Origin of the sequence: Catellatospora bangladeshensis (genome assembly GCF_016862575.1) — a bacterium.
GTDB lineage: Bacteria > Actinomycetota > Actinomycetes > Mycobacteriales > Micromonosporaceae > Catellatospora > Catellatospora bangladeshensis.
In genome coordinates this window covers 132,239-149,844 of the sequence record NZ_BONF01000005.1, presented here as the reverse complement: position 1 = coordinate 149,844, position 17,606 = coordinate 132,239, and the positions used below count along the sequence as shown (strand labels likewise).

The following is a 17,606-nucleotide window of genomic DNA, read 5'->3' as shown; positions in this document are numbered from 1 at the left end:
CCGTGCCACGGATCGTGATGGACTGGTGGGCCGACCATTCACCCTAAGTCAGGTAGCGGAGGACATGCCGAAGAAGGACGGGGCCATCGAGATCGAGGGCCGGGTAATCGAGCCACTCCCGAACGCAATGTTCCGGGTCGAGCTCGCGAACGGTCACAAGGTCTTGGCCCACATCAGCGGCAAGATGCGTCAGCACTACATTCGCATCCTGCCCGAGGACCGGGTCGTCGTCGAGCTCTCGCCGTACGACCTCACCCGCGGGCGGATCGTCTACCGCTACAAGTAACCACTGACTCACCGGGTGAGTCCGTGTCCGTCTTTCCCTGGCCCGACGCTGTGCGGACTGGGAATAGCAGCAAAGGCGAGCCGTGAAGGTCAAGCCGAGTGTCAAGAAGATCTGCAACAAGTGCCGCGTCATCCGCCGGCACGGTCGCGTCATGATCATTTGTGACGACCCGCGCCACAAGCAGCGTCAGGGCTGATCTCAGCCTCCTGACGGCTGCCTGAGGCAGTTGCAGCACCACCAGCAATAGCTCGTTCCAGCCGCGGGAACGCTCCGACCTGTCGGACAGCTCTGCGGATCAACCCCCGGTCGGAGGCCGGGGCCCCACCCGGGCAGGTGGGGGATGGATCGGGCGCAGACCTCCGCCAAGCTACGAGGAGCAGCCCGCACATGGCACGTCTCGTCGGCGTGGATCTTCCCCGCGAGAAGCGGCTGGAGATCGCGCTTACCTACATCTACGGCATCGGCCGCACCCGGTCGGTTGAGCTGTGCACCGCGACGGGTCTCGACCCGAACAAGCGGGCCAAGGATCTCACCGACGAAGAGGTCGTCCAGCTTCGTGACTACATCGAAGCGAACTTCAAGGTTGAAGGCGACCTGCGCCGCGAGGTCGCCGCTGACATCCGCCGCAAGGTGGAGATCGGTTGCTACGAGGGCATCCGGCACCGCAAGGGCCTGCCCGTCCGTGGGCAGCGCACCCGCACGAACGCTCGTACCCGCAAGGGCCCGAAGCGGACCGTGGCCGGCAAGAAGAAGCCCGGCAAGAAGTAAAGCGCTGTAGCAACCGCATCGAGAAGGAGCGCACAAGAATATGCCACCCAAGGCACGCGCCGGGGCCGCCGTCAAGAAGGTCCGGCGTAAGGAACGCAAGAACGTCTCCCACGGGCAGGCGCACATCAAGAGCACGTTCAACAACACCATCGTGTCCATCACGGACCCGACCGGTGCTGTGATCTCGTGGGCCTCCGCCGGCCAGGTCGGCTTCAAGGGCTCGCGCAAGTCGACCCCGTTCGCCGCGCAGCTGGCCGCCGAGGCCGCCGCCCGCCGGGCGATGGAGCACGGCATGCGCAAGGTCGACGTGTTCGTCAAGGGTCCGGGCTCTGGCCGTGAGACCGCCATCCGTTCGCTGACCGCCGCCGGTCTCGAGGTCGGGCAGATCTCCGACGTCACGCCGCAGCCGCACAACGGATGCCGTCCGCCCAAGCGTCGCCGGGTCTAAGGGGAGATAGAGAAACATGGCTCGTTACACCGGCGCCGACTGCCGCCGTTGCCGTCGCGAGAAGGTCAAGCTGTTCCTCAAGGGCAGCAAGTGCGATGGGCCGAAGTGCCCGTTCGAGTCGCGCCCCTTCCCGCCCGGCCAGCACGGCCGCGGTCGCACCAAGGAGTCCGAGTACCTGCTGCAGCTTCGTGAGAAGCAGAAGGCCCGCCGCATCTACGGCGTGCTGGAGAAGCAGTTCCGCGGCTACTACGAAGAGGCCAACCGCAAGTCCGGCAAGACGGGTGAGGTTCTGCTGCAGATCCTCGAGTCGCGCCTGGACAACGTCGTCTACCGGGCCGGCCTGGCCAAGTCCCGTGACCACGCCCGTCAGGTCGTGAAGCACGGTCACTTCCTGGTGAACGGCAAGAAGGTCGACATCCCGTCGTACCGCGTCACCGAGCACGACATCGTCGAGGTGCGGGACAAGTCCCGCCAGCTGACGCCGTTCGTGGTCGCGCAGGCCGAGGCCGGCTCCCGCTCGGTTCCGGCGTGGCTGGAGGTCATCCCCAGCCAGTTCAAGGTTCTCGTTCACTCGCTTCCGGCCCGCCAGGTGATCGACACCCAGGTCCAGGAGCAGCTGATCGTCGAGCTCTACTCCAAGTAGTAGTGCTCTGGCCGGTACGGCGTCACGCCGTACCGGCCGCCATTACGCGTGGCGTCAAATAGTGGGCGCCCAACGTATAGGAGTTCACCTGTGCTTATCTCTCAGCGGCCGACTCTGACCGAAGAGTCGATCAACGAGACCCGCTCCCGGTTCACCATCGAGCCGCTCGAGCCCGGGTTCGGCTACACCCTCGGCAACTCGCTGCGTCGTACGCTGCTCAGCTCGATCCCGGGCGCGGCCGTCACCAGCATCAAGATCGACGGTGTGCTGCACGAGTTCACCACGATCCCCGGTGTCAAGGAGGACGTGGTCGAGCTGGTCATGAACGTCAAGGACCTGTGCGTCTCGTCGGAGCACGACGAGCCGGTCAGCATGTACCTGCGCAAGCAGGGCCCTGGCGACGTGACCGCCGGTGACATCCAGCCTCCGGCCGGTGTCTCGGTGCACAACCCGGACCTCAAGCTGGCGACCCTGAACGGCAAGGGCCGGCTCGACATGGAGCTGACCGTCGAGCGGGGCCGGGGCTACGTCACCGCGGCGCAGAACAAGAACGCTGGCGCCGAGATCGGCCGGATCCCGGTCGACTCGATCTACTCGCCGGTGCTCAAGGTGACGTACCGCGTCGAGGCGACCCGTGTCGAGCAGCGCACCGACTTCGACCGTCTGATCATCGACGTCGAGTCCAAGTCGTCGATCTCGCCGCGGACCGCGCTGGCGTCGGCCGGTTCCACCCTGGTGGAGCTGTTCGGCCTCTGCCGCGAGCTGGACGAGACCGCCGAGGGCATCGACATCGGCCCGTCGCCGCAGGACGCGCAGCTCGCTGCCGACCTGGCGCTGCCGATCGAGGAGCTGGACCTCACCGTCCGCTCGTACAACTGCCTCAAGCGCGAGGGCATCAACTCCGTCGGTGAGCTCATCGGGCGCACCGAGGCGGACCTGCTCGACATAAGGAATTTCGGGCAGAAGTCCATCGACGAGGTGAAGATGAAGCTCGCCGGGATGGGTCTGGGGCTGAAGGACTCCGCTCCGAACTTCGACCCGGCGCATGTCGTGGACTCCTACGGCGACGCCGACTACGACACTGACGACTACCGCGAGACCGAGCAGCTGTAACCGAACCTGCCTCGGCAGCTCGGTAAGACATCAAGGAGCACCAATGCCCACGCCCACCAAGGGTCCCCGCCTCGGGGGCAGCCCCGCGCACGAGCAGCTGATCCTGGCCAACCTGGCCACGTCGCTGTTCAAGCACGGTCGCATCACCACCACCGAGACCAAGGCCAAGCGGCTGCGCCCGCTGGCCGAGCGGCTCATCACCAAGGCCAAGCGGGACGACCTGCAGGCCCGCCGTGAGGTGCGCAAGACGATCAGCGAGAAGGACACCTTCGTGGCCCTCTTCGAGCAGATCGCCCCGCGCTTCGCGAACCGCAACGGTGGTTACACCCGCATCGTGAAGACCGGCCCGCGCAAGGGTGACGCCGCTCCGATGGCGATCATCGAGCTGGTCGAGGAGCTCGAGGTGGCGGCGCCCGCGGCGCCGGCGAAGGCTGCCAAGGCCCAGGCCAAGAAGGCCGCCCAGGAGGACAAGGTCGCCGTCCTGTCGGGCGAGACCGAGGCTGACGAGGCCGCGGACAAGGCCTGACGGCCGTCCGCTCAGCAGTGACCGAAGCTCCGCCCGCGCTGTCCGACAGCGCGGGCGGAGCTTCGAGCTTTAGGAGGGAAGACCAGATGGTCCGGGTACGCCTCGACGTCGGCTACGACGGCACCGACTTCTCCGGCTGGGCCGCCCAGCCGGGCCGCCGCACCGTGGCCGGGGTGCTGCTGGCCGAGCTGGAGCGGGTGTGCGGGCCGGGCAACCCGACGGGGCTGACGGTGGCCGGGCGCACCGACGCCGGCGTGCACGCGCTCGGCCAGGTGTGCCACGTGGACCTGCCCGCCGAGCGCTGGGCGGCGCTGGGGCCCACCCTGGTGCGCCGCCTGGCGGGCCTGCTGCCGGGCGACGTACGGGTCTGGCGCGCCCGTGCCGTGCCGGAGACCTTCGACGCCCGCTTCTCGGCGCTCTGGCGGCGCTACGAGTACCGCGTCTGCGACGCCGAGCCGGGTCCGGACCCGCTGCGCCGCCGCGACACCCTGCACTGGCTGCGCCCGCTCGACCTGGACCGGATGAACGCGGCCGCGGCCGGGCTGTGCGGGGAGCACGACTTCGCGGCGTTCTGCAAGCGCAAGGAGCACGCGACCACGATCCGGCACATCACCGCGATGTCCTGGCGGCGCGAGCCCGACGGCACCCTGGTCGCCACCGTGCAGGCGGACGCGTTCTGCCAGGCGATGGTGCGCAGCCTGGTGGGGGCGATGCTGTCGGCCGGGGACGGGCGGCGCGAGCCGGGATGGCCTGCCTCGCTGCTGACCCGCCACGAGCGCTCCAGCGACGTGGTGGTGGCCCCGCCGCACGGCCTGAACCTGGTAGCGGTCGGTTACCCGGACGAGGCGGAGTTCGCGGCCCGCGCCGACCAGACCCGCAACCTGCGCGGCGTGCCCGCCGGCCTCGCCCGCGCCGTCCGCCAGGCCTGAACGACGTTAGGAAGGGCACCTTCTACAACGCATAGCGTTAAGAAGGTGCCCTTCCTTGCTCTCAGCTGGGGGAGGCGCTGGGGGCGATCGGGTCCGTGGCGCGGTCTTCGAGGACCTTGCCGCGCAGGTAGAACTCGATCACGTCGTAGAGGATCTGCTTGGCGAACGGGTCGCCGACGGCGATCTCCTCCCCGTCGGAGCGGGCGATCACGCAGTACACCAGGTAGTGGCCCTTGATGTTCCAGCCCGCGTGGGTGGAGGCCAGGGCCAGCGGCTTGGTGATGCTCTTCTTGGCCTGCCGGTCCGGCGCGTACCCGAGGAAGCGGCCCTTGCCATCGTCGACGATCGGCTTGATCGCCTCGTACGCCTTCTCGGCGCTGGCCACCGTGTCGAGGTTCACGATGCCGCCGGTGACCAGGTAGGCGCCGTTCGGCGACTTCATCGTGCCGCGCACGACCTGGCTGCAGCCGAGGGTCGTGATCAGCTTGGTGATCTCGCCGCTGGCCGCCGCCCGGCAGTCGGTGAGCACCTGCGGCTTGATGACGGTGTAGACCTCGGTCGGCTTGTTCGGGTCGATGACGATCTGCGTGCCGGGGAAGACCTCGGCCGCGGTGAGCGGCTTCGGATCGACCTCGCGCGACGTGATGTCGACCGGGGTCGCGGTGGGCGGCGGCGAGCTGTTCGCCTGCGCCTGGTTGCCCTTCTTCTCGTCCAGCACCATCAGGAACGAGCCGACCGCGCAGACGGCCAGCACCGCGACGACGCCGAGCACGCTCAGCGCCTTCTTCCAGCGGCTGGACAGGTTCGGGTTGACCGCGAGCCGCTGCAGCCCGGCGGCGGCCAGGCCACTCGCCGCAGCGGGGCGCGGTCCGGTCTGCCGCGGCGGCGCGGGCGGCGGGGTCACCGTCGGGCGGGTCGGCGGCGGTGGCACGACCCGGACGGGTGCGCCCGGGTTCGCCGGGACGGGGCGTGGCATGGTGCCGGGGCGGCCGCCGGGCACCGCGCCGCCGGGAATGACGCCCGGGGAGAGCGGCGGGGCTGAGCGCTGGCGCGGGTCGGCGACAGGCAGGCCGCCAGGGGAGACCGGTGTGGCGGGCGGGGCCGAGCGCTGGCGCGGGTCGGTGCCGCCGCGCCGGGGCGGCGACGGCGGGACGTTGGGCGGCGCCGCGCGGTAAGCCGCGGGCGGCGGGTCCTCGACGCCCCGCGGGCGCGCCAGCGCGCCGTTGCGGGCGCCGGGCGGCTCGCCGGGCACGGCACCACGGCGGGTGGGCTCACCGGGCACGGCGGCACCGCGACGTGGCGGTTCGGCGGGGCGCGGTTCGGCGGCGCGGCGCGGGTCGTAGCCCAGGGGCGACGCGGATCCGCGGCGCGGGTCGGCGCCGGGTCCGTCCGCGCGAGGCGGGGGCGGAGGCGGCGTGGCGGCGCGCCCGCCCGAGCGGCCGGGCATGCCGCCCGGGTGCTCGCGCGGCGGCTTGCGCTCCACGAAGCCGTTGAAACGGTCCGCGGCGGGGTTCTGCGGCGGCTCGGGGGCCCGCCTGCGTCCTCCGCCGGGCGATCCGGTGCGGCTTGGTGACTCAGAGTCATGGGCGCTGTCGCGTAGTGACCCGTGCCTGCCTGCACCCGTGTCCCCTGGTGTGTGGGGACCGGGTGTGTCTCGGTCGCGCGGGTCACGACGGGAAGGTGGCGGCCAGTCCCCCGAACCGGCGCCGTAGCCGTGAGCCATGTCGCACAGCGTAATGGACGACACAGTCGCCAATAACCCTGCGGCGGGCGAGTCCGACCGTTCGGGGGAGAATGTGCGGGTGGGCGAGCACTATTTCACTGCGGAGCCGGGCGCGTCGGCGCGCCCGCGCGAGGTCGTCTTCAGCATCGGCGGGCAGGAATACGAGCTGGCGGCGGCCGGCGGCGTCTTCTCCGCGTCCCGGCTGGACCCCGGCACGACGGTGCTGCTGAAGAAGGGCGACCTGCCCGCGGCGGGGACCACCGGCAACCTGCTCGACCTGGGCTGCGGCTACGGCCCGATCACCATGGTGCTGGCCACCCGTGCGCCGGGCGCCGAGGTCTGGGCGGTGGATGTGAACGCGCGCGCCCGCGAGCTGACCGCCGAGAACGCGAAACGCCTGCACGTGGCGGACCGGGTGCGGGTGGCCGACCCGGACGGCGTGCCGGTGGGTGTCGAGTTCGCGCAGATCTGGTCCAACCCGCCGATCCGGGTCGGCAAGGAGGAGCTGCACGCGCTGCTGCTGCGGTGGCTGCCCCGGCTCGCCGCCGACGGCGTCGCGTGGCTGGTGGTGGCCAAGCACAAGGGCTCGGACTCGCTCCAGCAGTGGCTGGGGGAGCAGGGCTGGCAGGCTGACCGGCACGCCAGCGGCAGCGGCTTCCGGGTGCTGAAAGTGACTCGCCCCGGGCCCGCCTGATCAGGCACTATGCCCCCGTGGGATACGTGGATGTGGCCGGGGTGGCGTGCACCCTGCCGGACGGGCGAGTGCTCTTCTCGGACGTGTCGTTCCGGGTCGGCGAGGGTGCGAAGGTGGCGCTGGTCGGCCCCAACGGCGCCGGCAAGACGACGCTGCTGCGGATGGTCTCCGGCGACCTGCCGGTGCCCACCGGGGCGATCGCGCGCTCCGGCGGCCTGGGGGTGATGCGCCAGTTCATCGGCATGCTCGGCTCGTCTGCGGCGACCGGCGCCCCCGGCGGCAGCGAGACGACCCTGGCCGAGATGGCGTTCTCGCTGGTGGAGCCGCGATTGCAGGCGGCGGGAGCGCGCCTGGTCAAGGCCGAGCAGGCGATGCGCGAGGCGGAGGCCCGGGGGCGGCTGAGCAGCTCCGCGCAGCAGGCGCAGCTGCGCTACGCCGAGGCGCTGACGGCGTACGGCGAAGCGGGCGGCTACGACGCCGAGGTGCTGTTCGACACGGTGTCCACGCTCATCCTGGAGCTGCCGTGGGACGAGTGCCGGGACCGCCCGGTGCGCACCCTGTCCGGCGGCCAGCAGAAACGGTTCGCGCTGGAGCTGCTGCTGCGCGGCACCGACGAGGTGCTGCTGCTCGACGAGCCGGACAACTTCCTCGACGTGCCCGCCAAGCGCTGGCTGGAGCAGCGGCTGCGCGAGTCGAAGAAGTCGGTCCTCTACGTCTCACACGACCGGGAGCTGCTCAATCAGACCGCCGACCGGGTGGTCGCGGTGGAGGGCGGCAGCGCCTGGACGCACGTCGGCTCGTTCGCGTCGTGGCACGAGGCCCGGGTGGCCCGGCACGACAGCATGGAGGAGCGCCGCCGCCGCTGGGATGAGGAGCACGAGAAGCTGCGCGCGCTGATGCTGATGTACAAGCAGAAGGCGGCCTACAACGACGGCCTGGCCTCGCGTTACCAGGCCGCGCAGACCCGGCTGCGCAAGTTCGAGGAGGCCGGCCCGCCGCCGCTGCCACCGAAGGACCAGCAGATCCAGATGCGCCTCAAGGGCGCCCGCACCGGCAAGCGCGCGGTCATCTGCGAGCAGCTGGAGCTGGACAACCTGACCTTCCCGTTCGACCTGGAGCTGTGGTACGGCGACCGCCTGGCCGTGCTCGGCGCCAACGGCACCGGCAAGAGCCACTTCCTGCGGCTGCTCGCGCAGCAGGCGCACGGCGGCGACGAGGAGGGCCGCTCGGCCGACGGCGCGAAGCACGCCCACGTCCGGCACAGCGGCGTCGCCCGGCTCGGCGCGCGCGTGGTCCCCGGCCACTTCTCCCAGACCCACGACCGCCCCGACCTGGCCGGCAAGGAACTGATCGACATCCTCTGGCGCGGCGACACACACCGCCCGTCGCTCGCACGAGAGGCCGCGTACAAGGTCCTCGACCGCTACGAACTGGCCAAACAGGCCGAGCAGCGCTTCGGCACCCTCTCCGGCGGCCAGCAGGCCCGCTTCCTGGTCCTGCTGCTCGAACTCAGCGGCGTCACCCTCCTCCTGCTCGACGAGCCCACCGACAACCTCGACCTCGCCAGCGCCGAAGCCCTCGAACAGGGCCTGAAGGGTTTCGAGGGCACCGTCGTCGCGGTGACCCACGACCGCTGGTTCACCCGCACCTTCGACCGCTTCCTCCTGTTCCAATCCGACGGCGAAGTCCTCGAAACCCCCGAGCCCGTCTGGGATGTCCGCTAACCGCTGACCCCCAGCCCTGCGTCGATCTTGCATGAACTGTGGGGATGACACGCCCCTTCCGGGCATATCCCTAACAGTTCGCGCAAGATCGACGCGATCTTGGGGCGGGCGGTCAGTTGAGGCCGTTGTGGATCGCGGTGGTCAGTTCACCCGCGGGGGTGTCGCCGTCGAGGGACCAGGCCATGGTGCCGCCGAGGCCGTTGGCCTTGACGTAGGCGGTCTTCTGGGCGATGACCTGGGGGGTGTCGTACGACCAGAACGTGCCGCCGCCGAACTTCCAGGCGGCGCCCGCGACCGGGTCGTAGTACACGGCGCCCTGCTTGGCGATCACCTTCTTGTAGTCGTCGACGCCGTCCTCGTAGGTGCCCCGCGCCGGGCCGCTCGCCGGCTGGTAGAGGCCGTTGTTCGCGCTGCCCGCGCCGGACCAGCCGCGGCCGTAGTACGGGATGCCGATCACGATCTTGCCCGCCGGGGCGCCCTGCGCGAGGTACGTGTCGACGGCGAGGTCCACGCTGAACGGCGACTGCGCGGTGGTGTAGAGGTTCGACTGGTGCCCGGTCACCGGGTCCCACGCGCCGACCAGGTCGTACCCCTGCACCGTGGCGAAGTCGAGCTGGGCGAACAGCGCCGAGGTCTCGATGCCCGCGTTGATCTTCGCGGGGTCGGCGGGCAGGAACGCGGTGAGGGAGTAGTAGCGGCCGGTCTGCGTGCCGTACGCGTCGAGCTGGCGGCGGAACTCGGCGGCCAGCAGCGTGTAGTTCTGCTTGTCCTCGGGCCGGACGACGTTGCCGACCTCGCCCGCGGAGGCGGGCCACTCCCAGTCCAGGTCGAAGCCGTCGAACACGCCGTAGGCGCTGCCCGCGCCGCCGTGCGGCGAGGTGCCGATGAAGGGCAGGTTGCCCTTGAGGTACAGGTCGATGCAGCTGGCGACCATCGCCTGGCGGGAGGCGGGGGTGAGCGCCGCGTCGGAGAGGTACTTCGACCAGGTCCAGCCGCCAAGCGACAGGTGGATGCGCAGGTGCGGGTACATCGCCTTGAGCTTGCGCAGCTGGTGGAAGTTGCCCGCCAGCGGCTGGGTGACCACGTCGCCGACGCCGTCCACGGACTCGCCCGCCTTGAAGCGCTTCTGGTAGTCGGCCCAGGCGTCGCCGACCCCCGCCTCGTTGGCCTCGAAGCAGCGGCCGTCGGGGCCGACGTTGCCGAAGGCGTAGTTGATGTGCGTCAGTTTCGCGGCCATCCCCGAGGTGTGCAGGTTCTTCACCAGGAAGTTGCGGCGGTAGATGCCCCACTGCACGAAGTAGCCGACCTTGACGTATCCGGCGGCGGCCGCGGCGGCACCCTCCGGAGCCGGTGCGGGTGCGGCCTGAGCTGGGGTGACGGCGGCGATGACGGTGCCGCCGAGGAGGAGGGTGGTGAGCGCGAGGCGGAGTCTCATACCGCTCGAAATTAACTGTAAAGACGTTTCACAGAATCAGCGATATGGATGAGGTGGGGTAGACGGAACCGTGTCACGGACGGCCCTGCCCATTCACCGACGACAATCTATAGGGTGAGCGTATGACCCTGGGGAGACTTCACCTGATCACCGACAGCAGGCCCGGCCGCGACCCGGTCGCGCTGGTCCGCGCCGCGCTGAGCGTGGCCACTCCGGACCTCGTGATCCAGTTCCGGCCCGCCGACGAGTGGACCGACCGGGTCGCGTACGACCTGGCCGGGCAGCTCGTCGCGCTGTGCCGGCCGCTCGGCGTGCCGGTGCTGGTCAACGATCGCCTGCACGTGGCCCTGGCGGCCGGTGCCGGCGGCGGGCACGTGGGCGCGGACGACCTGCCGGTGTCGGCGGCGCGGCGGCTGCTCGGCCCGGCCGCGGTGCTCGGCGCGACCGCGCGGCTGCCCGCGACCGCGCTGCGCGCCGTGGGCGACGGTGCCGACTACCTCGGCGTCGGCCCCTGCTACGCGACGTCCACGAAGGACGGTCTGCCGGTGTCCATCGGGCCCGAGGGCCTGCGCGCGGTGGCCCGCCAGTGCCCGGACACGCCGATCATCGCGATCGGCGGGGTGACCGCGGCCCGGGTGCCCGAGCTGCGTGCCGCCGGTGCGCACGGCGTCGCGGTCATCGGCGCGGCCTCCGACGCCGCCGACCCTGCCCGCGCCATCGCCGACCTCCTCGCCGCCGTCGCCGCCTGACCCGCCGCGGGCGCCCGCTCCACCGCGCCGATCTTGCGCGAACTGTGGGTGCGACACGCCCTTTCCGGGCGTATCCCTAACACTTCGTGCAAGATCGACGCCGGGCGACCCCCGCCCGCTCACTCATGTGGGCGGCTTCGCGTCGGCTGCGCGCGTGCAATTTCGGGGAAACTGGTTCTTTACCATGTCCTGAAGCGACACTTTCCCCGAAACTGCGGCCTCAGCCGCGCGGCGCGGGTCGCGGCGGTGCGGTGTGGTGTGGGTCGCGGTGGGTGGGCGGCGGGTTGCCCGATGGTGCATGCGGGGTTACGCTGCCGACAGCCGTCACCCACGGCAACACGCGCGTAACACGTGCACCACACCAGAAACGAACCCCACGGGAGCCCGGTGAACCGGGCTGAGAGGGGAGCTGATTCTCGCTCCCGACCGTAGAACCTGATCCGGGTAATGCCGGCGCAGGGAGGAGGCCGCGGTGGCACCGCATCCTGTGTCCGTCGTCGGCGGCGGCATCATCGGGCTCAGCATCGCCTGGGAGTGCGCGCGGCGCGGCCACGACGTCACCGTCTACGACCCGGATCCCGGCCGCGGCGCCTCGCACGTCGCCGCGGGCATGCTCGCCCCGGTCGGCGAGTCCTACTTCGGCGAGCGGGAGCTGACCGAGCTGCTGCTGGAGTGCGCGCGGCGCTGGCCCGCGTACGCCGCCGAGCTGGCCGCGGCGACCGGCCACGACCTGGGCCACCGCACCGAGGGCACGCTGCAGGTCGGGCTCACCGCCGACGACCTGGCCGAGCTGCGCCGGCTGTGGACCTACCAGCGGGAGCTGGGCGCGGACGTGCTCGCCCTGGACGGCGACGGGCTGCGCGAGCGGGAGCCGCTGCTCAACCCGCGTGCCCGCGGCGTGCTCGTCGCATCGGACCACCAGGTCGACCCGCGCCGGGTGGTGGCCGCGCTGCGCGAGCTGGTGCCGGTGCGCCGGGAGGCGGTGCGGTCGCTGTCCGGACTGGACGGCACGGTGGTGCTCGCGGCGGGCTGCGCCAGCGCCACGCTGGCCGGGCTGCCGGTGCGGCCCGTGCAGGGCGCGGTGCTGCGGCTGCGCGGCCAGGCGGTGCCCCGGCACGTCATCCGGGGGTACGCCGACGGGCGTCCCGTCTACCTGGTGCCCCGCCGTGACGGCGAGGTGCTCGTCGGGGCGACCGTCGAGGAGCGCGCCGACGGCCACGCCACCGCCGGCGGGGTACGCGACCTGCTGCGCGCCGCCACCGACCTGGTGCCCGAGCTCGCCGAGCACGCGCTGGCCGAGGTGTCGGTCGGGCAGCGGCCCGGCACCGCCGACAACGGCCCGATCGTGGGCCGGCTCGGCCCGGACCTGCTGGTCGCGACCGGGCACTACCGGCACGGCGTGCTGGCCGCGCCGTACACCGCGCAGGCCGTGGCGGACCTGATCGACGGCCGCCCGCTGCCCCTGCTCTGGGAACCCTTCACGCCGCAACGCCCCACCGCCGGAGGTGCCCGATGATCACAGTGCTGGTGAACGACGTCCCGCGACCCGCCGAACGCGACGAGACCGTGGCGGAGCTGCTCGCCGTGCTCGAGGTGCCGCGCCGGGGCGTCGCCGTCGCGGTCAACGGCGAGGTCGTGCGCCGCGCCGACTGGCCCGCACACCGCCTGACCGACGGCGACCGGGTCGAGGTGCTCACCGCGGCGCAGGGCGGCTGACCGGGATGGACGACAGGTTCGATCTGGGCGGGGTCGCCTTCGGCTCCCGGCTGATCCTGGGCACGGGCGGCGCGAGCAGCCTCCAGTCGCTGGAGCAGGCGCTGCTGGCGGGCGGCGCCGAGCTGGTCACCGTCGCGCTGCGCCGGATCGACCCGGACGCCCCGGCCGGGCTGCTGGAGGTGCTGGAACGCTGCGGGGTACGGCTGCTGCCCAACACCGCCGGCTGCTACACCGCCGCCGACGCGGTGCGCACCGCGCACCTGGCCCGGGACGCCTTCGAGACCGACTGGATCAAGCTGGAGGTCATCGGCGACGACCGTACCCTGCTGCCGGACGCGGTCGAGCTGCTGCGCGCGGCCGAGCGGCTGGTCGGGGACGGGTTCACCGTGCTGCCGTACACCACCGACGACCCGGTGCTGGCGCGGCGGCTGGCCGACCTGGGCTGCGCGGCGGTGATGCCCGCCGGGGCGCCGATCGGCTCCGGCCTGGGCGTGTCCAACCCGCACCACATCCGGCTGATCCGGGAGGCGGTGCGCTGCCCCGTCATCCTCGACGCGGGCATCGGCACCGCCAGCGACGCCGCTCTGGCCATGGAGCTGGGCTGCGACGCGGTGCTGCTGGCCAGCGCGGTGACCCGGGCCGCCGACCCGGTGGCGATGGCCACCGCGATGCGGCACGCGGTGATCGCGGGACGGCTCGCCGCCCAGGCCGGGCGGATCCCGCTGCGGCACCACGCGCTCGCCTCCACCAAGCCGGAAGGCCTCGCGTCATGGTGACCGCCCGCTCGGCCTTCACCGTGACCGTGTCGGAAGGCGTCGCGTCATGGTGACCGCGCACCCGGCCCTTGCCGTCACCGTGCCGGAAGGCGTCGCGTCCCGGGCGAGCGCCGACGCCGCACGCCCGGCTCGGCACACGCCCACCGGGGTCGTCGTGGTGACCGATCGCCGCCAGGCGCTGCGCCCGCTAGTGGACGTGGTCGCGGCGGCGGTGTCCGCCGGGGCGCGCGCGGTGCTGCTGCGGGAGAAGGACCTGCCGCGCGGGCAGCGGCTGCGGATCGCCGTCGCGCTGCGCGAGCTGCTCAGGCCGGTCGGCGGCCTGCTCATCGTCGCGGGGCAGGACACCCTCGACGGCGAGGCGCTGCACCTGCGGGCCGGAGCCGTGGCGCCGCTGGGCCGCCCGCACCTGCTCGGCCGCTCCTGCCATGACGCCGCGGAGCTGGCCGCGCTGTCCACCGAGGACTATGTGACGCTCTCGCCGGTCTTCACCAGCCGCAGCAAGCCCGGGTACGGCCCCGCGCTCGCGCCGATCGGCCTGCGCCGCCTGTGTCCCCGCGCGGGGCGCCCGGTGCTGGCGCTGGGCGGGATCGAGCGGTCCGAGCAGGCCGCCGCGTGCCGGGAGAGCGGGGCGTCGGGCGTGGCCGTGATGGGCGCCGTGATGCGGGCCGAGGACCCCGCCGAGGCGTACGCCCGGCTGCGCGCCGGGTGGGACGGCGTGTGCGACGGCCGGAGCCGCGGAACCGGAACAGTGATCGCATGACTCCTCACGTGGTATTGACGATCGCCGGTTCCGACAGCAGCGGCGGTGCCGGGATCCAGGCCGATCTGAAGACCTTCGCCGCATTGGACTGCTACGGCGCGAGCGTTGTCACCGCGGTGACCTCGCAGAACACCAAGGAGATCACGGACGTCCACCCGATGCCGGGCACCGTGGTCGCCGCGCAGCTCCAGGCGGTGCTGAGCGACCTGCCCGTCGCGGCGGTGAAGGTCGGCATGGTCGCCAGCGGCGAGATCGCGGCGACCGTGCGGGCCAAGGCGCGCAACGGCGAGCTGCCGAAGCTGGTGCTGGACCCGGTGCTGACCGCGTCGACGGGGCGGCGCCTGGGCGTGGTCAGCGCGATCGAGCGGCTGCTGCCGTACGCCCTGGTGGTGACGCCCAACGTCGAGGAGGCGTCGGCGCTGCTGGGCTGGCCGGTGACCACCCCGGCGGACATGGCGGGCGCGGCCGCGCAGATCGCCTCGCACGGGCCGAAGTGCGTGGTGGTGACCGGCGGCGACGCGGGCGGGCCGGAGGTCGTCGACGCGGTGTGGACCGACAGCGGGGCGCGTTTCCTGCGCTCGCCGCGGGTGGAGACACCGAACAACCACGGCACGGGCTGCACGTTCTCCGCGGCGATCGCGGCCCGGCTGGCCCACGGCTACCCGATCGACGACTCGATCGCGTACGCGAACCGCTACGTCCGCTCGGCGCTCATCGCGGCGCAGGAGTGGCGGCTCGGCAGCGGAGCCGGTCCGCTGAACCACTTTCCCCGCCTGTAGCAGAAGGAGGCAGCATGAGGCGCAAGGTCTACGTGCAGGGGTCCCGTCCCGACATCCAGGTGCCGTTCGCCGAGGTCGACCTGACCGACGGCAGCACCCCGGTCCGGCTCTACGACACGTCCGGCCCGGGGGTCTTCGCCGACCTGCCGCGCCGGCGCTGGGTCGAGGACCGCCAGGTGCACGGCGCGCCGGTGACCCAGCTCGGCTGCGCCCGCGCCGGGATCATCACCCCCGAGATGGAGTATGTGGCCCTGCGCGAGGGCGTCACTGCCGAGCTGGTGCGGGACGAGATCGCGGCGGGCCGGGCCGTGCTGCCCGCCAACGTCAACCACCCCGAGGTCGAGCCGATGATCATCGGTAAGGCGTTCCTGGTGAAGGTCAACGCCAACATCGGCACCTCCGCGGTCACCTCCGACGTCGCGGAGGAGGTGGAGAAGCTGACCTGGGCCACCCGCTGGGGCGCCGACACGGTGATGGACCTGTCCACCGGCCCGCGCATCCACGAGACCCGCGAGTCGATCATGCGCAACTCGCCGGTGCCGATCGGCACCGTGCCGATCTACCAGGCGCTGGAGAAGGTGAAGGGCGACCCGCTCAAGCTGACCTGGGAGATCTACCGCGAGACCATCATCGAGCAGGCCGAGCAGGGCGTGGACTACATGACCGTGCACGCCGGGGTGCTGCTGCGCTACGTGCCGCTGGCGGCGGACCGGGTCACCGGCATCGTGTCGCGCGGCGGGTCCATCATGGCTGCCTGGTGCCTGGCCAAGCACCGGGAGAACTTCCTCTACACCAACTTCGAGGAGCTCTGCGAGATCTTCGCGAGGTACGACATCACCTTCTCGCTCGGGGACGGGCTGCGGCCCGGCTCGATCGCGGACGCCAACGACGAGGCACAGTTCGGGGAGCTGCGTACGCTCGGCGAGCTGACCGGGATCGCCTGGCGGAACGACGTGCAGGTGATGATCGAGGGCCCGGGGCACGTGCCCATGCACAAGATCAAGGAGAACGTGGACCTGCAGCAGGAGGTGTGCCACGAGGCGCCGTTCTACACGCTCGGCCCGCTGACCACCGACATCGCGCCCGCGTACGACCACATCACCAGTGCCATCGGCGCCGCGATGATCGCCATGTACGGCACCGCGATGCTCTGCTACGTCACGCCCAAGGAGCACCTGGGCCTGCCGGACCGCGACGACGTGAAGGCCGGTGTGATCGCGTACAAGATCGCGGCGCACGCCGCCGACCTGGCCAAGGGGCACCCGGGCGCGCAGGCGTGGGACGACGCGCTGTCCAAGGCACGCTTCGAGTTCCGCTGGGAGGACCAGTTCAACCTCTCGCTGGACCCGGAGACGGCACGCTCCTATCACGACGCGACGCTGCCCGCCCCGGCCGCCAAGACGGCGCACTTCTGCTCCATGTGCGGGCCGAAGTTCTGCTCCATGCGCATCAGCCAGGAGCTGAAGGAGTACGCCGCGCAGGGCATGGCCGACAAGTCCGCCGAGTTCGTCGCCTCCGGCGGCAAGGTCTACCTCCCCGTGACCTCCGCTTGATCACTCGACTTGCCTGGCACCTGGGCGTATCTTGAGCGCACTTTCGCCCATGTGCCAGGCAAGTCGGGGGATCTTGAGCGGCCTCGGGCTCAGAGGACGCCGGGGCGGCGGGGGGCCAGGGCGATGATGGAGGAGACGGCCAGGCCGACCACTACGGCGATCATCGCGCCGAGGTAGGCGTCGGCCTGGTCGGTGAGGGCGCGGGAGACGCCGGGGCCGCCGATGACGTACGCCATCGCGACCAGCAGCGGCCCGATCGCGCCGGACAGGGCGATCCAGAGCCGCGACCGGCCCTGGTGCCGCGCGACCAGCCCGCACACCAGGGCCGTCAGCAGTGCGAGCACCGGCATGCTGAAGGTGGCGCGGGGGATCGGCTCCAGCGCGCTCAGGTCGAGCACGCCCAGCCGCATCGGGTCGTAGTACTCGGCCAGCGCGTCGCGGTTGCGGCCGAACTGCGCGCTGTCCACGAAGGACGCCGCGGCGAGCAGCCACACCCCGCCGGTGCACACCCACAGGTTCGTGCTGAGCGGCTTGCGCGCCACCACCAGCAGGGTGACCAGCAGGCCGGCGACGAGGCCGGCCCCGACCGCGATCGCGGCGGTCAGCTCCGGGTCGAACGAGGCGTTCACCCGGGCCAGCCGGGCCGGTTGCAGGGTCAGCGGCACCGAGGCCGCCGCCGCGCCCAGGGTGGCGCCGATGCCGCCCACCGCACGCACTCCGGCGCCGACCCGGCTGCGGCCGCTCTGCGCCACTGCCAGGCTCGCCGCGTAAGTGGCGCCCGCCAGCACGGCAAGCGCCGCGAACCAGGCCGCCCAGGTGAGCTGGAGGTTCCATTCGTTGTCGGCACCGCTGAGGAACTCGCGGTCCAGGCGCAGCGCGTTCAGTCCATACACGACGCCGAACTGGGCGGCCGCGACCAGCGCCGCCATACCGAACGACGCTGCCAGCAGCTTGCCCCAGAAACGCATCACGCGGGGACCTTAC

General features: G+C 71.7%; 20 protein-coding genes and 1 riboswitch. Of the genes, 17 read left to right on the top strand and 3 right to left on the bottom strand.

Annotation, left to right across the window (positions count from 1 at the left end; genetic code table 11):
- Positions 1 to 64 precede the first annotated feature (64 nt).
- The 8 genes from infA to truA all read left to right on the top strand — a co-directional run bounded on the left by infA (position 65) and on the right by truA (position 4,713).
- Entirely contained in the window at positions 65 to 286 is a 222-nt protein-coding gene (gene infA, locus Cba03nite_RS03490) for a translation initiation factor IF-1 (RefSeq protein WP_007073013.1), read from the top strand.
- Positions 287 to 368: 82 nt separating this feature from the next.
- Positions 369 to 482 (top strand): 50S ribosomal protein L36, encoded by a 114-nt coding sequence (gene rpmJ, locus Cba03nite_RS03485; protein WP_020520458.1) that lies wholly within the window; start codon positions 369 to 371, stop codon positions 480 to 482.
- Positions 483 to 673: 191 nt separating this feature from the next.
- Positions 674 to 1,054, top strand: coding sequence for a 30S ribosomal protein S13 (rpsM, locus tag Cba03nite_RS03480; protein ID WP_203741688.1), 381 nt, complete (start codon positions 674 to 676; stop codon positions 1,052 to 1,054).
- 40 nt (positions 1,055 to 1,094) lie between these two features.
- On the top strand, positions 1,095 to 1,502 hold the full coding sequence (rpsK, locus tag Cba03nite_RS03475; protein ID WP_120317122.1) for a 30S ribosomal protein S11: 408 nt from the start codon (positions 1,095 to 1,097) through the stop codon (positions 1,500 to 1,502).
- Between the two features lie 16 nt (positions 1,503 to 1,518).
- Positions 1,519 to 2,145 carry a 30S ribosomal protein S4 gene (gene rpsD, locus Cba03nite_RS03470; RefSeq protein WP_203741686.1) on the top strand — a complete coding sequence of 209 codons (627 nt, stop codon included), beginning with the start codon at positions 1,519 to 1,521 and terminating at the stop codon, positions 2,143 to 2,145.
- 90 nt (positions 2,146 to 2,235) lie between these two features.
- The gene (locus Cba03nite_RS03465; RefSeq protein ID WP_203741680.1) at positions 2,236 to 3,258 is read left to right on the top strand and encodes a DNA-directed RNA polymerase subunit alpha; all 1,023 of its coding nucleotides are present in this window, start codon (positions 2,236 to 2,238) and stop codon (positions 3,256 to 3,258) included.
- 43 nt (positions 3,259 to 3,301) lie between these two features.
- Entirely contained in the window at positions 3,302 to 3,784 is a 483-nt protein-coding gene (rplQ, locus tag Cba03nite_RS03460) for a 50S ribosomal protein L17 (RefSeq protein WP_203741678.1), read from the top strand.
- Between the two features lie 86 nt (positions 3,785 to 3,870).
- Positions 3,871 to 4,713, top strand: coding sequence for a tRNA pseudouridine(38-40) synthase TruA (truA, locus tag Cba03nite_RS03455; RefSeq protein ID WP_203741676.1), 843 nt, complete (start codon positions 3,871 to 3,873; stop codon positions 4,711 to 4,713).
- Between the two features lie 61 nt (positions 4,714 to 4,774).
- Here the strand turns inward: truA and Cba03nite_RS03450 are convergent, their stop codons facing one another.
- Positions 4,775 to 6,196 carry a hypothetical protein gene (locus tag Cba03nite_RS03450; protein WP_203741674.1) on the bottom strand — a complete coding sequence of 474 codons (1,422 nt, stop codon included), beginning with the start codon at positions 6,194 to 6,196 and terminating at the stop codon, positions 4,775 to 4,777.
- Between the two features lie 253 nt (positions 6,197 to 6,449).
- Here Cba03nite_RS03450 and Cba03nite_RS03445 point away from each other — a divergent pair, with 253 nt between their 5' ends.
- Both Cba03nite_RS03445 and Cba03nite_RS03440 read left to right on the top strand, forming a co-directional pair.
- Complete coding sequence (locus Cba03nite_RS03445; protein ID WP_203742121.1) at positions 6,450 to 7,130, top strand: class I SAM-dependent methyltransferase; 681 nt, start codon at positions 6,450 to 6,452, stop codon at positions 7,128 to 7,130.
- Positions 7,131 to 7,147: 17 nt separating this feature from the next.
- Positions 7,148 to 8,854 (top strand): ABC-F family ATP-binding cassette domain-containing protein, encoded by a 1,707-nt coding sequence (locus Cba03nite_RS03440; RefSeq protein WP_203741672.1) that lies wholly within the window; start codon positions 7,148 to 7,150, stop codon positions 8,852 to 8,854.
- Positions 8,855 to 8,966: 112 nt separating this feature from the next.
- On the opposite strand, the gene Cba03nite_RS03435 is transcribed toward Cba03nite_RS03440, so the two are convergent.
- Positions 8,967 to 10,289: a glycoside hydrolase family 18 protein gene (locus Cba03nite_RS03435; RefSeq protein WP_203741670.1), complete on the bottom strand. Its 1,323-nt coding sequence runs from the start codon at positions 10,287 to 10,289 to the stop codon at positions 8,967 to 8,969.
- Between the two features lie 122 nt (positions 10,290 to 10,411).
- Between Cba03nite_RS03435 and thiE the strand changes: the two genes are divergently transcribed.
- The 7 genes from thiE to thiC all read left to right on the top strand — a co-directional run bounded on the left by thiE (position 10,412) and on the right by thiC (position 16,622).
- Positions 10,412 to 11,038 carry a thiamine phosphate synthase gene (gene thiE, locus Cba03nite_RS03430; protein WP_203741668.1) on the top strand — a complete coding sequence of 209 codons (627 nt, stop codon included), beginning with the start codon at positions 10,412 to 10,414 and terminating at the stop codon, positions 11,036 to 11,038.
- A 366-nt stretch (positions 11,039 to 11,404) separates the two neighbouring features.
- A riboswitch (TPP riboswitch) is annotated at positions 11,405 to 11,517 on the top strand.
- Entirely contained in the window at positions 11,511 to 12,554 is a 1,044-nt protein-coding gene (gene thiO, locus Cba03nite_RS03425; protein WP_239125428.1) for a glycine oxidase ThiO, read from the top strand. Its footprint overlaps the riboswitch before it by 7 nt.
- Positions 12,554 to 12,754, top strand: coding sequence for a sulfur carrier protein ThiS (thiS, locus tag Cba03nite_RS03420; protein ID WP_373315724.1), 201 nt, complete (start codon positions 12,554 to 12,556; stop codon positions 12,752 to 12,754). Before thiO ends, thiS begins: the two co-directional genes overlap by 1 nt.
- Positions 12,755 to 12,759: 5 nt before the next feature.
- Entirely contained in the window at positions 12,760 to 13,530 is a 771-nt protein-coding gene (locus Cba03nite_RS03415; protein ID WP_203741664.1) for a thiazole synthase, read from the top strand.
- 46 nt (positions 13,531 to 13,576) lie between these two features.
- Positions 13,577 to 14,290, top strand: a complete 714-nt coding sequence (locus Cba03nite_RS03410) for a thiamine phosphate synthase (RefSeq protein WP_203741662.1) — start codon at positions 13,577 to 13,579, stop codon at positions 14,288 to 14,290.
- Positions 14,287 to 15,069, top strand: a complete 783-nt coding sequence (thiD, locus tag Cba03nite_RS03405; protein ID WP_203741660.1) for a bifunctional hydroxymethylpyrimidine kinase/phosphomethylpyrimidine kinase — start codon at positions 14,287 to 14,289, stop codon at positions 15,067 to 15,069. Before Cba03nite_RS03410 ends, thiD begins: the two co-directional genes overlap by 4 nt.
- 14 nt (positions 15,070 to 15,083) lie before the next feature.
- Positions 15,084 to 16,622, top strand: coding sequence for a phosphomethylpyrimidine synthase ThiC (thiC, locus tag Cba03nite_RS03400; RefSeq protein ID WP_203741658.1), 1,539 nt, complete (start codon positions 15,084 to 15,086; stop codon positions 16,620 to 16,622).
- 89 nt (positions 16,623 to 16,711) lie between these two features.
- Here the strand turns inward: thiC and Cba03nite_RS03395 are convergent, their stop codons facing one another.
- On the bottom strand, positions 16,712 to 17,593 hold the full coding sequence (locus tag Cba03nite_RS03395) for a hypothetical protein (protein ID WP_203741656.1): 882 nt from the start codon (positions 17,591 to 17,593) through the stop codon (positions 16,712 to 16,714).
- Between the last annotated feature and the right edge of the window lie 13 nt (positions 17,594 to 17,606).